Below are 14,375 nucleotides of genomic sequence, written 5' to 3'. Positions count from 1 at the left end.
TTTGTGCAAAAGATGCAAGGCACTTTGAATCTTTTAAACAAGATAATATAAGAACCTAAAACTTTTAGAGAAATCTAATGATTCAAAATAAACATATTGTTAGGTTGGCATTCGTTGGGTTGTTTGTTAACATTATAGTAAATATGATTTATTATCGTTACTTTATTATTGAAGAAATGATTTTAAAGCAAGTAGGAGCAGCTAATATAAAAATAGCTGATATATATACCCAAAATGTTTGGAATCTCAATAGAAAAGCGATAGATAAGATACATGCTATCGGCTATATCAATTTGTTGCAAGATCAAGATTTTATTAATTTTGCTGTTACTTCAACTAATACGTTTGTTAATCTCAATGCTAATATTTCTTTATACGACCTTCAAGGCAATAAAGTGATTACTAGCTCTCCTACCAGGATAACAAGTTATAAATATTTTCCTGATGATAATATATATCAAAGAATTATTCACCAGATTGATAGGTATTTTTTAAAAGAATTAATTGTAGAAAAGGCTTTTAATAAAGCGTTTGCTGGTATCACTACACATGTATTAATACCTAACGCTATAGTGCAAAAAACTGATTCTAATAAAGGGGAGAAACGATCTATCATTACTAGTTATATCCCGATCATAGATCTGCGAATAGATAATCCTCCTGTTGATGGGGTATTAGAAATTAATACTGATATTACTACTCTTTGGGCTAATATCGCTCATCTAGAAAAAAAGGTAGTGCTAACTTTTGCTATTATATTAATTATTTTGCTGACAATAGTGATGAGTAATATTCAATATGCTCAAAAAATTATAGATCAGCAATTTGAAGTAAACAGAACATTAGAGGAGGCGGTAACTAAAGTCAGAAACGAAAGCTCCGCTCATACTAAATTTTTTGCGAATGTAAGCCATGAACTACGCACCCCTTTAAATGCTATTATAGGTTTTTCGGAAATCATGTTGTCTGAAGAGTGTAATAAAGAACACCCCAACTATATCAAAGATATTCATAATGCAGGTAAACATTTACTAGGCATAATAAACGATATATTGGATTTATCCAAAGCCTCAGCTAATAAATTAACAGTAGAATATATAGAACTAGACTTAAATAAGTTAATATCTTCAACTTTGCGATTGATTAGCCCCAGGGCAATACAAGCAAAAGTAGAGTTAATTGAACAATTACCAAAAACTCATATAATTATCAACGCAGACCCTAAAAGGCTTAAGCAGGTATTATTAAACCTATTATCTAATGCGGTTAAATTTACCAAAGAAGGAGGGCGCGTTACAGTGATAGCGAAGAAAAATGAATTTGAGAGATTAATATATTTACAAGTTCAAGATACAGGCATAGGAATTGATGAGAAAGATATTCCGAAAGTATTGTCGACATTTGGGCAGATTGATAATATCGACTCTAGAAAATATGAAGGTACAGGTCTTGGTTTACCTTTAACTAGGAAGTTGGTAGAATTAATGAATGGAAACTTTGCTATAGAAAGTAAATTGGGCCAAGGGACCACTGTCACTCTAAATTTTCCTTTGATTACTTAGCCAGAGCTTGATTAAGCTGCGGGAAGAACTTTTGACAAAGTTCAAACATGTTATAATATTAGATAAAGGATATATTGACCTCAAGTCCTTTTTGTGGTGTAATGACTCCAAATTACCTGATGCAACTAATCTGAAATGGTTTTAATCATCACTATTACCTATACTGAATTACATGATAAAAATTGATCAAATAGTACCAGTAATACAAAATCTTAAGAAAGAGTACTCACAACTCTTTAATAATGCTGTTGGTAGTTTTATCAGTGAGATAATTGATCCTGATAATTTTGACGAAATATTAACAGATATTAATAGTAACGAAATACTTAATCAAATTGATAGCGAGCTTGCCAATTCTCTTTTTTGCTGTGCAACGGAGTTTTTTCTAAGTAACGAATATCCACATCGTATAACTAAAAAACATTGGAATTGTATTGATCACTTGTTAAAAACGCAAGAAGGTTCCTTCAATGATCTTGAGAGAAAGTATTTACTAGGTCTACGAGACTCGTATATGAATCTTTACCAAGTAAAAGCTATCCAAAATGGCAAGATTATTACGGTAAGCAATATGATTGAGAGTAAACAGCAGCCTATTATCGTACAAGATGTATTAGGCAGTCAAAATATGGATATAGGTAATATTATCGGATGTCGTATAGTGAAGGTAGATCAGGATTACTTACTATCTTCAGTTTGTCTCACATTAACTGATGAAGCAGCAGCAGGCGCTGTCAAGATGATTAAACAAATATCTAAAATGGCCTTAACTAAAGATAATCTCAGGTTATACTCAAAACACTATAAAGATCCTGAATTAATGTTAAAAAAAATGTGGGCTAAAGAAATAACAGAACAATGGTTTTTGTGCAATAACAAGACTTATATGTTGAATTGATTGAGTAATTCACCCCTATTATAACTTCTCTCAGATGATTTTGCTGCTAGGCGCGATGGAGCGAAGCCTATAGATAATAGGCGAGCAACTAGACACTACTTTGTCTTACATTCTTGTTGTAATAAGGTATATAAATCACACACTTGGATTTAAAGGTGAGGTTGCGAAAGCAGTATAGAGAATACGTGAGCACAACAAAAATCCTGCAAAATCAAGTGTCACCAGCTAAATACCGCAGGCTATATGTTTAGCAACACGTTGCATACTTAGGGGATGCGATTCCCCACTATAGCCCACCTGTTCCTACATACTTTCATGCATATTCGGAGTTATATTAAAATCCCCTTTATTTTTATTTATTTATTTGTTAGCATTTAGCTATATTTTTTTGTAGTACTTTTATGAGCATGAAGTGTTAACACTTTATCAAGTAAGCAAATAAGTTGTTAATAAATTGTTTAATTAATAATAGCTAAAGGAGATAATTTTATGACAGGACGTCAATACAACCATACAGATTTTATTAATAGCATTAGGAAAAATAACTATTATTCACCAAAACACAATGAGATAGAGAAGATGCTAAATGCTAAACCTGTCGTGCTAAAAGGAGATGTAGCTCATAATCCTCCTGCAGCTGCTCTATTATCTTTAGCAACAGTGCTATCGGTAGTAAATAATAGTGCACTAGGTGTGGAGGATAATACTTTTAGATCAAAGCGTTCTATAGATTCAGATCTTAGTATGACAAATACGGTAGAACCAAAAAATGTTCACAATTTAATAAGATTAGAACGTTCTATCGAGTCTGAAACTATTCAACAATTTACTTTAAAAAATGGTAACTGTCTAAAGTTCGAAGAAAGTTTTGACCCTAATCAACGAGAATTTCGAATTGCCTATCAGTGTTTTAATCAACCATGTAATGCAGCGCAAAAAGTGGGTTTTGTTGATGCAAAACTCCATGAATGGACTCCTGACCCTCAAGAACTAACTATTACTCAAACTAATCAAGATGACACAGTAGCAATAATTAAACATAATAATCCTGCTTATGCCAAAAGAATTCAATGTAATTTAAAAGCACCAATAGGTGATAGCCCATCGTCAGCTAATACAATAAAGCCAGCAATAATTGAATTGTTAGGAACAGTTTGATTAGGTTTAGGCGCCATAAATTTTCTAGGGTTTGATAGTTTTGTAGATGAAAAGGAAGGTAAATCAAACAAGGTATTGTTGAAGTCAGATCTCGGAGAAGGTACGCCAGGTTATGTACTAGATGCAGGTGCAGAACTTGATATACGAAGAGACAATATTGATGCAAATTTAGTTGGTGATTTAAATAATGACGTATAGATGGCTTTGCTTATTAATAGAGAAAGTGTTACCATTATTTTAATGTAGATATTACTAAATTTATATAATTTATCATATGAAAATAAATTTGATAAAGAAGATTTATTTTCTTTGATATTGGTAGTGAGAGCCCGCCCCATGCTGAATATACTCACACATGCTGGGAGCTCGTATTTGAATTTCTATATTTTTTTGCTCTGGCCCTGCAACTACAGTATGTAAGGATTGATAGCCATTAGGTTTTGGAAAGCGTATATAATCTTGTAATTGTTCTATAACCACTGGATATTGATGATATATAATCTCAACTGCCTTATAACATTGTTCTAAATCATTAACTATTATCCTAAAGGCCAGAATATCGTATAATTGTTTTATATCGATATTTTTCTGTAGCATTTTTAACCAGATCGAGTAGGAAATTTTAATTTTACCGAATATTTTAGCTTTAATACCTCCTACCCTTAAATTATTATGTAATACATAAATAGTTTTATATACCGAAGCTTTTACATCTTTACCAAAGATTGTATATAGGCGTCTTAAAATATATTCTTTACTTCCGGGTTGTACCAGTATTAAACAAATTTCCTGCAACTCATCGGCAATTTCTTTTAACTGAATTTTTTCCATTAATGGTATATATATTTCCATGATTTCTAAAATCGCGGTAATATGTCGCTTAGGTGAGGGGGTTAAGTTAAAGACACTAATGTTATGTAATAAATAGCTTAGCTTAATAAATAATACTTCTACTCCCCTTTTTTCGACCATCGACAATAGTAAGGTACAAAATTTTTGTGTGTGAGTGTTATTATAAGGTAAATAATTAATTGTGGATAATTTAATAACCACTTCTACAATATTGGCTATTTCTTGCCCAAAATTATTGGAAATTTCTTGTATCTGGAAGGTAGTATTAGACAAATTTTCTGTCATTAAAGTAGTAGATAATAAGCCTGCAATAAGGGTACTAGTATTTGGATGAATTTCTAGCAGAATTTCAGCTATTTCAAGTAGATAAACGCTATAGTTACCACGAGCAATAATATAATCTAGCGCTTCTTGAAATTTTTTTGCATTAAGCTTAACAATAGTTGTAGTAAGCATAAATGTAATATTTTTAATATTGAATTATGCAACTTTTTGCTAAGTTTAGGGCATTGATCTTACTCAGAAGCAAGTAGACAGATAGCATTAGGATAAAAAATACTCACAGAGAATACCAAGAATAATAATGATATTATTATTCTTGGTTTCTACAGTCGAATTTTGTCAACAACACCTAGAATATGTAGTTTTCACTGTGAATATATTGGTGCCGGGAGCTAAAAACCATGCAAACAATCATGCCCTATCACCTTTACGCAGAAAAGCGCTATTATATAGTGATAAGACTCCCAGCATCAGCTCAGGAGTCCGATATTACAGTTCGGAAAAACTGTTGTTTGTATGGTGTTTTTAGTACCGGGATTGTTAACGATAATAGAAATTGTAAAGCTCGTCAATAGTTAAATTAAAATTAATTAAAGGAACAGCTAACATAGAGAGTTAATTATAATTAATTTAATTTTAAATTAATTATAATTAACTCTATGAGTTCTATTAGAGTTACAAACTCTGGTGCTAAAAAACCATACAAACAACAGTTTTTCCGAACTGTAATATCGGACTCCTGAGCTGATGCTGGGAGTCTTATCACTATATAATAGCGCTTTTCTGCGTAAAGGTGATAGGGCATGATTGTTTGCATGTTTTTAGCTCCCAGCTCCACTGTCATCCCCCATATTATCAAAATGAAAGCTAACAGGCTAGCTTTGGGAGGACAAAAAACTTTCACAAAAATCTATGAAAGATATCAGTAGACTTGCTACTATACTCCATACTTTTTTGAATTTTTGTCTAATTAATATAGCCGCATTTTTATGCTCTACTGATATTACCACACTGTTAACAACGCTGTTTTTTTTAGATAATTTTTTGAATTAAAGTCAACTACTACAACAAAAATTGCTCTAATTTGTGCTACAAGACCCCTTAGCTTGCCAATTTCAAAGCTTTGCTAACAGTGAGCTAGTAAATTTAGTTGCATTAGACATGGGGTAAGGTGAACAGTAAAGCAAATATGTTAATAAGGTAAGAAAATAAAGTGTTAGTAAAGTCATATAAGTTAGGTTTAAGGGCAAGAGTATTGTTATGGGTAAGTATGATGATGTCATTAACTTATGCCTCAGAAGCTAGAGCTATGGATTCTTTCTCTTCGGGTACAGATGTATCAATCACGGTAAATAACAAAGAAGAAAAAATTTCCCAAACCCAAACAACGCTAAAAAAATTAGAGGATAAATTGAAGGCATTATCAGTGCAGCAACATCCCTTGCAGTATGTAAAAGAATACACAGCAAGCCTCTATAATGATTTGGAACAGCTGAATAAGAAACTAGGCATCGCAAAATACCAATCTCAACATAGCGCCCCCTACAGAGAGATATATTTGTCACCCCAGCAGCAGGTTGAACAAACTTTGGCTAACTTACATCAAGAATTTGAATCTATTATGACGCAGCAAACTATATGTCAAAAAAAGTTATCAATAATACACTCTATTAAGGAGGGTAATGTCCCTGCTGTTATGACTGTAGAAGAGCAGCAATATTACGAGCAATATAAACACGATCCCTCGCAATTTGATATAGAATTATTAGAGCAACAAGTTCAGCAATACGAGCACCAGAAGGAAGAATTAATACGCACAGAACAATTGATAACCAATGATGAGTATTTACCTCAAGAAGAACAACAAGCCGTTAATAATGCGCCAATTTATGGTGATCTTAGTATAGTAGATAATAGTATAATAAAAAATATTCAAGCCGAATATGAGGCTGTAACAAAAGAATTAAAAGAGAAAGAGTCCCTTCTAAGCCAGTATGAAGCTCTGGACAAAGAACAACAGCAAACTGTAAGAAAAATAAAGAAAAAACAAAAAATAATACGAAAACTTTATAATATCAGTGATCCTAGATTAGCTGATAGAGAAAAATTGGCTCGTCCTACTATTCCTACTATTAGCATAACTCATGACCCAGAATCACCAGATTTGTCTTTTGATGAGTTGCCACAAAAGCTCGAATTTAATGACACTTCTAGTATTAGTAAACCACCGTCGGATCTTGCTGCTAGTGAATCTAGTAAGGAATTGGAAGGGGACTTCTCGCTCAAGGCCCCATCATACTTAAGTGTAGGTGAAAACTTGAATCTAGATTCAAGTTTTAATGGGAACAAATTAGATGTACATCAAGGTTCTAGTTTAGATTCACAAGACTCATCTGCCCAAACTTCTTTATTATCTTCTGCGCCATTATCTTCTACTCCTAACAAGAATAAAGATACTCTCCACCCCTTCCAAAATAGTGGGCTAGCAGAACCAATATTATCACCAATAAAAGGCATAACTCTTGCTCAAGAACTAAAAGAAACAGGAAATATTTTTTCCGCTACCCTTCAATCTATTGTGCAGACCAATGCGGATATGGACCTGGGGGGGCATATATCAGAACAAGCAAAAAAAATTACTGATATTGAGGAGGAAGTAAATGAGCCTCTACAGCGAGACGATCCCTTGCGAGAGAGTAATTTAAATGATGTAGTTACTAATGTAAATAATGTGACTAGCCCATCTGCTACCTTACTTCCACCGTCTATGCAAGGAGAAAGCGAACCATCACACGTACAGATTATTGCCAATAATACTACAGATCCCATAAGAGCCCCACAATTAACAGCCAGCGCTTTCCCTATGAGGCAGTCTACTGATATTATTGACTCAAATGAACTATCTCACCGGATAATCAATGCTAGTAATACGTTATTGCTAGGGCGTATAACTCAGCTAGTAAATAATATGTTGATTAATAATATAGTTGATCACCGAATAAATTTAGTAAATATTGTCGCAGCGGGAGATAACGAAAACGCTAATATACAGAAAGGTTTATGGATTAGCAGCTTATACGGGGCTAATAGATTTAGTACACTACAAACTATGCATAGCTATCAGGGGAGTAATTATGGTGCTATTATTGGTTTTGATGCTGAACTAACTGATAGGAAAGAATTTTTTGGTATTGCGTATCATACTATGCATTTTCGTTTTAAATTGAACGATAGGAATAACAAGAAGATTTTAATGCGAAATCATGGTGTAACATTATATCATCATAAAGAGTGCAGCAATGCTTGGAGTATACACAGCATTCTTACCGCCGTACGTAACTATATTATCAACAAATCTGTATGTAATATTGCACATGTTCAATCTGATTGTCGTTCTAAGTATAATAATACTCTCTATAATGCTGGAACAAAGATAAATTATAAAATATTTACTCCTACTATAGTTATTATGCCCTATATCGGGATGAGATATGGCTATTATCAAACTGGCCCCTATATTGAGAGTAATATAAGAACATATCGCTTCTCTATTGCTGCTAATAAAGATAGTGGTTTAACAGGAATTATTGGCACCAAGGTAATAACCCCTTCCTTATATAGCACTAATTCTGGACTTTTAAAACTAATATTGCATGGCTCTATCGAGCAAAATTTCTTCAATAAGAATAAGACAGTACATAGTAAAGTTACTTATATTAATAATAATACCCACCAAGTGATTAACGTACCAAAATTACCCAAAGTTAGCTATAATATAGGGGCAAGTATATTATATGAAAAAAACAATATTAAATTATTTACCCAATATAATTATTATGTGGGGAAAAAATATTATAGTCATCAAGGAGCTATAATCTTTAAGTTTATGTTCTAGGTTTTGTAGGGTAAATTTTAGATTAGGTGAATATCAATTATGATATTCACCCTATAGCTTAAATAGTTAGAGACAATATTACCACAGTTCTGAATATAAGAAGAATGCTCTATAAACTCCTTAAAATCCCAGAGAGAAGCTAAATAAATATTAACTATTATACTGTTCTCATATTAATATAGAATCTAAAATTATCCTTATAAACCGAAAAATCTTTATCATAATTACTTTTAAAGGGGTTGACTATTATAGTTAAACTATGCTCTAATTTTAACTATATAGCTCAAACCTAAAGTGATAAATAAAATATTAAGTATAGAATAATGGCAACGATAGAATCTGAAAAAACAGCAGAATTAGAAAAAAGGCTTAAACAAGAGCTGAAAGAGATCCTAAGTCAAATGAATTATAGGTCAGGTGATGTAAGCAGCGTTATAGACAAGGTGTGGGCTTTATTGATTGAAGCGAATCAACAGGGAATTACTCTTGCTAATTCTATAGATGACTTATTAATGACGGCAGATGAGAAAGTTAAAGAGGCTGTGAGGAAAGAAATTGCAGATAGAGAAATAGTAGCCCAAAAACAAGCTGAAGAAGAACGCCGCCTAGAAGAAGAATTGGAGAAAGCAAAACTTGTGACTGAAGCTTTACTTGCCGAAAGTATTAGATTACAAAACAATCATGAAATTTTCAAACAAGAGATTGACACTTATATGCACGCTAAAGTGAAAGAGCATGATAAATTGGACAAAATATTCGAAGATTATAAGCAAGGGAAGGTAGACTACAATCATCCAGATGAAATACGCAAGCTAGCTGAGCTACTCAAGACTGATGAACAAATTAAGGAAGACCACGAAAAAAAACAGCGATCCTATCAACACTTAGTTGCCGCAAATACACATCATAGTAAGGCGCAGTTAAATTTGAAAGGCAAGGAGGCTTCCCTCCGTCAACTAGAGGAGGGAATTGCCCTAGAACAACGTACCTCACCAAATACTACATCACCAGCTTTATTAAACAAAATAGCACAAGCAAAACGTTTGAAAGAAGAGATTGATAACGTTGATAGGCCTACTGTTAGTAAAGCTGCACAGATCAAACAAGAGGCGAATGAGAAAATTGAGAAAATTAAACAAAATGATTTGGAAATCGCAGAAAAGCTAGCTCAGTTTAAAGAGAGTTTGAATAGTGCTAGAGATAAAGGGCAGCCACCAGGTCCCCCTGGTGTTTTGGCGGATATATATGAACAGCAAAACAAAGCTTTACGGGATGGTAATATTAGTGGTATAAATCCACAACAAACCTTTCTAGATATGTTTTTATTGCAAGAAGGTAGATCGCCTAAAAACTTCCCTCATGTACCAAATGACGTTACTAAAGAGTGTGGGGATAGGCAATCTCAAAATACCTCTACCCATCCTCAAGATACTGCAAATCAGATAAGACGCAATCTAAATGTTGGCGTGCATGTAAAACGTCATGAAGTATCATCAGTGAGTAAAGTGGCAACACCTACCCCTAGAAGTGGTGAGCAAAAAGGACGTGATATCAATATATAATCAATAGATACATTATGAGCGGAGATGAAAAACGTTATATAGAGTCAGAGGAAAGAACAGCTAATAGCTTGTTTAAGTATTGTGCACGCATGTTGAAGGACGCAATAACAACAGATCGTTTCAGCAAATCAAAGGAAGAGAGCATAGAGTTTCATAGAATGATGTATTCTCTCTTACAAGAATCATTATTATTCGGTAAGGCAGAAGCCGCGCTTGGAATGTCTGTGGCATGGACCGAATTCGCAACGCTAGAAGGGCATGTAACGCCAGACGAGAGAGAAAAGAAGAGGCGCTTGTTAATGGCTGTGGCCATCGAGTTATGTGACGAAACAGAGGTTGAAGAAAAAGCACGATTCAAGGACAGCATCTCTGCAAAAGCCCTTGAGGATGCTGAAAAGGAAGCAAAAAAGTGGGTTAAAGGTATACACAAGAATACCAAGCATTATAAGGATAGCAAGAATATTGTGATTACTGCTAATAAACTCCATACAGCACACACAAAATTCAACAAAATAGTACCAGGACAGTTAATGTTAGATCCCCTAGTTGCTACTAGGGTTGACCACAAAGTAGATAATGCTACTGCAGCTACTCTTAGGAACCATTTGTCAGCTGCTTCAGGATCGGGATCGGGGTTAGGATTTTCTAACCCTCCTACGTCACATGCGAAACCACCACATACCCCAGTATCGAGTAAAAGTGTCAGTAAAAGTATTGGGAGGAAGGTATGAGTAAGGAGGCAATGCTAATGAAAACGGATCAACAAACAACAGCTCGATATATCGACCTAGAAGGTAAAATATTAATAACAGCTAATAACTTATACATGCATTCTTTGGACTTGGTGAATGCCTCATTTACTGCTAACCTACCAGTGTCAGATTTATTACAGTTTTATACAATAATGTATTCTCACTTACAAGAATCATTATTATTCGGTAAGGCAGAAGCAGCGGTTGGGATGGCGGTGGTGTGGAAAGAATGGGCACAGCGACAAGGAATAATGCCAGAAGAAGAGATAGAAAAGAAGAGGAGCTTGTTAGTTGCTGTGGGCAGTATGCTTGGGGATAAAGCTTGTGATGAGATAATCCCTAATATCAAAACTAAAGCAAATTATAATCAGATTGAAGAGGAAGCAGCTAAGTGGGTTAAGATTATCCAAAAAATTAGTGCGCATTATCCCGACAAGGATGCTATGATTACTGCTGTTATGAAATTTGAAGCACAAAGAGAATTCAATGACGAATTACCAGGACGGTTAATGCTAAATCCTATAATCGATAAGCCAATTTCTCCTGATGATGTGAACCAACCTACTACTTCTGGGGCGTGTGCCAGCAATTTTGTAGTTAATAAACCAACCAGTATATTAACAAAAATAGGCGAAAAACATACGGCTCAAAAATATCAAGAGCAAGGAGAAAAAGATTTAATATTAGTGGCGCAGCTAGAAAACACTAATATTTCATCTGAAGAAGTGGATATTTGCTTGGAGCACGCCTATAAATCATTTTGGTACGCATTGGCATTAGGGAGTGAAAAAGCTCCTTTGAGTTTGTTTAAATGCACTATGAAAGCTATGCAAGTTAAACAAGATGCAGAAGGTAGAGCTGTGCTAGAAAGTATGGCTACTTTAATGTATGGAGCCGCATTAAAGTTAACACCTAAAGAATGTACTCAAATTCCCTATAATGAAAGACCAATAGTTTCTAAAAATATACAGCCTAAAATCAAGTCTTTAATCAACACAATCAAAGAAGTTAAAAAGTGCGTTCCGAAAGAGGGCGTCGATGATAAGGCCTTTGATAGTATATCACGAGAATTTGATGATTACGTAAAAGGTATTACTGGCACGCAGCTGGTACATTGGTATTTTGAACATAGTTCGGTTCTTGCTAACTATCATGAACAAGCCGCTAGTTCGAGTGGAAGCGATGTTGGTACAAGTATTGTGACTGCTGCTCATGGGGGCGAGAAAAAAGTGCATAAGAGAGAGGCAAGTATCTTGCCTCACAAACTTTCCTATAGCGCTAGCATATTTGCTGAAGCAAAGAGTTTCTTTGAAGAAACACATTCCTTATTCAATACCCAAACAACAGTAGAGACCTTTATAGCTCGTAATAAATTACAAAAAGCAACAACGCTATTCATAGAAGCTCTGGCACTTGGAGAGAAAGATGCAACTGAGTATTTAGCATGTATATGTTATAATTACCATGATTATGGTATAGAGAAAAACGAACAGTTGACACAACTATTCATAGCAATAGGTGAGATATTGGGTAGCACAGTAAAAATGCCTTTTATTAATTCAGAAAACTATATTACTACCGAAGTAGTAGAGAATTTAAAGACTCGTGCTAATTTTAACACAGTTCTTAAGGTAGCTCAAAAATATGCTGAAGTTATTACAAATAATCAGAAGAAATATAGTAATAAGCCAGAGTTAACAACTAATAACATAACAGAGGCTGTTAAACGGTTGGAAGAAGCTGAGCCTTTAAAAATTATTAAACAATTTAGACATCGCTCTCTAGACACAGGGTCGACTAATAGTACTATAACTGATTTAGATGATAATATCACTCTGCTAGACCCGGCTGTATTTAATCGCTTATTAACTGCAGGAGAGCCGCAGGAAAATGTTGAGCCCATAGGTGCAGATAGTACCAGTTGCGGTTGTTGCAGTTGTGTGATTATGTAGGTTTATTTTACTCTTAAACTATAGTTAGTTGCTATTAAGTAATAGTAGTGCTATTTATTAGTATGACTCCAGAACAAGTACACAATAAGTTATGTCCAAATTGATATCCCTTGAGGGAAAATATACAATCTCTAAATATCCTCTTACCAGAGAACAAAAAGAAGCTATAGGTTTACTCTCCATAGGAACATTCTTAGAATATTTTGACTTAATGTTATATATTCATATGGCTGTTTTACTAAATGACTTATTTTTTCCTGAGTCAGCTCCATATATGAAAAAGTTACTTGCAGCTTTTACTTTTTGTATTACTTATTTATTAAGACCTATTGGAGCATTAATTTTAGGTTGGGTAGGTGATACTATTGGGCGTAAAACCACTGTTGTTATCACAACTTTTATGATGGCAATTTCTTGTATGACTATTGCTACCTTACCAACTTATAACGAAATCGGTATTACTGCCTCGTGCGTTATGGTAGCTTGCCGTATAATTCAAGGTATGACTTCAATGGGAGAAATAATAGGAGCGGAATTATATTTAACCGAAACTATAAAACGCCCCCAACAATATTCAGTAGTATCACTACTGAGCCTGTTTGCTGCCTTAGGGGGTACTGCTGCTTTAGGCATTGCCTCTCTTACCACTACTTATCAATTTAATTGGCGTACTGCTTTTTGGATTGGGGCATTGGTAGCATTAATAGGTTCCGTCGCTAGGACTGCTTTACGAGAAACTCCGGAATTTGTTGATGCCAAACGGCGAAAAAAAGTTTCGGTAGGTACTCCTGACGAACCCAACATGCGGCAAGAAAACGCGACTCAAATAGAAGAAGTGAATAATGCTACTGCTCTGGCGTTATTTTTAATAAGATGTGCTTGGCCGGTCTGCTTTTATTTAGCTTTTATTCATTGCCAGGATATCCTAATAGAAAATTTTCACTATACAGCTGCGCAAGTAATTCATCAAAATTTCTTTGTGGCATTGATAGAAATGCTAGGGTTTTCCCCTTAGTCTATTTAGGCTATTATATCTATCCTATATTCATTTTAAAGGTTAGGTTGATAATTTTTTGGGTTTTGATCTTATTGTACCCATATTTATTGAACAATGTTACGACACCTTTTGATGTGTTGATCATTCAAGGATTGATTATGTTTTTTGTACCTGATTTAACCCCAGGTCAATCAATTTTGTATACATATTTTCCGGTCTTTAAGCGTTTTACTTATGTAGGTTTTATGTACGCTATATCAAGGACTATTATGTATACTATTACATCTTTTGGTCTTATTCATGTAACAAAGTATTTAGGTAATTACGGGGTGTTAATTGTGATGATACCCGTCATGATAGGCTATAGTTGGGGTATATTTTACTTTGAAAAATTAGAGAAGGCAGCGGGACGCTATCCAACAAGGAAGAAATGGTTTTTAGCAATGAATTAAATTCTGGATCAGA

11 protein-coding genes are annotated in these 14,375 nt (G+C 34.3%); 10 read left to right on the top strand and 1 reads right to left on the bottom strand.

What is annotated here, in order from left to right; all coding sequences use genetic code 11:
- Positions 1–77: 77 nt before the first annotated feature.
- The 4 genes from ACFELV_RS02410 to ACFELV_RS02395 all read left to right on the top strand — a co-directional run bounded on the left by ACFELV_RS02410 (position 78) and on the right by ACFELV_RS02395 (position 3,816).
- Positions 78–1,562 carry a sensor histidine kinase gene (locus ACFELV_RS02410; RefSeq protein WP_375326597.1) on the top strand — a complete coding sequence of 495 codons (1,485 nt, stop codon included), beginning with the start codon at positions 78–80 and terminating at the stop codon, positions 1,560–1,562.
- A gap of 172 nt (positions 1,563–1,734) precedes the next feature.
- Entirely contained in the window at positions 1,735–2,460 is a 726-nt protein-coding gene (locus ACFELV_RS02405; protein ID WP_375326596.1) for a hypothetical protein, read from the top strand.
- Between the two features lie 489 nt (positions 2,461–2,949).
- On the top strand, positions 2,950–3,618 hold the full coding sequence (locus tag ACFELV_RS02400; protein ID WP_375326595.1) for a hypothetical protein: 669 nt from the start codon (positions 2,950–2,952) through the stop codon (positions 3,616–3,618).
- Positions 3,619–3,693: 75 nt separating this feature from the next.
- Complete coding sequence (locus ACFELV_RS02395; protein WP_375326594.1) at positions 3,694–3,816, top strand: hypothetical protein; 123 nt, start codon at positions 3,694–3,696, stop codon at positions 3,814–3,816.
- A 102-nt stretch (positions 3,817–3,918) separates the two neighbouring features.
- Here ACFELV_RS02395 and ACFELV_RS02390 read toward each other — a convergent pair whose 3' ends face one another.
- The gene (locus ACFELV_RS02390) at positions 3,919–4,926 is read right to left on the bottom strand and encodes an HD domain-containing protein (RefSeq protein ID WP_375326593.1); all 1,008 of its coding nucleotides are present in this window, start codon (positions 4,924–4,926) and stop codon (positions 3,919–3,921) included.
- A gap of 1,039 nt (positions 4,927–5,965) precedes the next feature.
- Between ACFELV_RS02390 and ACFELV_RS02385 the strand changes: the two genes are divergently transcribed.
- The 6 genes from ACFELV_RS02385 (at position 5,966) to ACFELV_RS02360 (ending at position 14,362) form a co-directional block, all read left to right on the top strand.
- Entirely contained in the window at positions 5,966–8,647 is a 2,682-nt protein-coding gene (locus ACFELV_RS02385) for an autotransporter outer membrane beta-barrel domain-containing protein (RefSeq protein WP_375326592.1), read from the top strand.
- A gap of 323 nt (positions 8,648–8,970) precedes the next feature.
- Positions 8,971–10,209 carry a hypothetical protein gene (locus tag ACFELV_RS02380; RefSeq protein WP_375326591.1) on the top strand — a complete coding sequence of 413 codons (1,239 nt, stop codon included), beginning with the start codon at positions 8,971–8,973 and terminating at the stop codon, positions 10,207–10,209.
- 14 nt (positions 10,210–10,223) lie between these two features.
- Complete coding sequence (locus ACFELV_RS02375; RefSeq protein WP_375326590.1) at positions 10,224–10,940, top strand: hypothetical protein; 717 nt, start codon at positions 10,224–10,226, stop codon at positions 10,938–10,940.
- The gene (locus ACFELV_RS02370; RefSeq protein ID WP_375326589.1) at positions 10,937–12,913 is read left to right on the top strand and encodes a hypothetical protein; all 1,977 of its coding nucleotides are present in this window, start codon (positions 10,937–10,939) and stop codon (positions 12,911–12,913) included. The genes ACFELV_RS02375 and ACFELV_RS02370 overlap by 4 nt, the downstream gene beginning before the upstream one ends.
- Positions 12,914–13,004: 91 nt before the next feature.
- Positions 13,005–13,928, top strand: coding sequence for an MFS transporter (locus tag ACFELV_RS02365; protein WP_375326588.1), 924 nt, complete (start codon positions 13,005–13,007; stop codon positions 13,926–13,928).
- Positions 13,929–14,155: 227 nt separating this feature from the next.
- A complete protein-coding gene (locus ACFELV_RS02360; protein ID WP_375326587.1) occupies positions 14,156–14,362 on the top strand; it encodes a hypothetical protein in 207 nt (68 codons plus the stop codon).
- Positions 14,363–14,375 lie beyond the last annotated feature (13 nt).

This window comes from Candidatus Tisiphia endosymbiont of Nemotelus uliginosus, assembly GCF_964264835.1.
Classification (GTDB): domain Bacteria; phylum Pseudomonadota; class Alphaproteobacteria; order Rickettsiales; family Rickettsiaceae; genus Tisiphia.
This window is presented reverse-complemented; position numbering and strand designations above follow the sequence as displayed.

Bases quoted from the DNA above. Each gene is read 5' to 3' on its own strand.
- ACFELV_RS02375 (WP_375326590.1), top strand. From the start codon at position 10,224: ATGAGCGGAGATGAAAAACGTTATATAGAGTCAGAGGAAAGAACAGCT.
- ACFELV_RS02400 (WP_375326595.1), top strand. From the start codon at position 2,950: ATGACAGGACGTCAATACAACCATACAGATTTTATTAATAGCATTAGG.
- ACFELV_RS02360 (WP_375326587.1), top strand. From the start codon at position 14,156: ATGTACGCTATATCAAGGACTATTATGTATACTATTACATCTTTTGGT.
- ACFELV_RS02410 (WP_375326597.1), top strand. From the start codon at position 78: ATGATTCAAAATAAACATATTGTTAGGTTGGCATTCGTTGGGTTGTTT.
- ACFELV_RS02370 (WP_375326589.1), top strand. From the start codon at position 10,937: ATGAGTAAGGAGGCAATGCTAATGAAAACGGATCAACAAACAACAGCT.
- ACFELV_RS02390 (WP_375326593.1), bottom strand. From the start codon at position 4,926: ATGCTTACTACAACTATTGTTAAGCTTAATGCAAAAAAATTTCAAGAA.
- ACFELV_RS02365 (WP_375326588.1), top strand. From the start codon at position 13,005: ATGTCCAAATTGATATCCCTTGAGGGAAAATATACAATCTCTAAATAT.
- ACFELV_RS02405 (WP_375326596.1), top strand. From the start codon at position 1,735: ATGATAAAAATTGATCAAATAGTACCAGTAATACAAAATCTTAAGAAA.
- ACFELV_RS02380 (WP_375326591.1), top strand. From the start codon at position 8,971: ATGGCAACGATAGAATCTGAAAAAACAGCAGAATTAGAAAAAAGGCTT.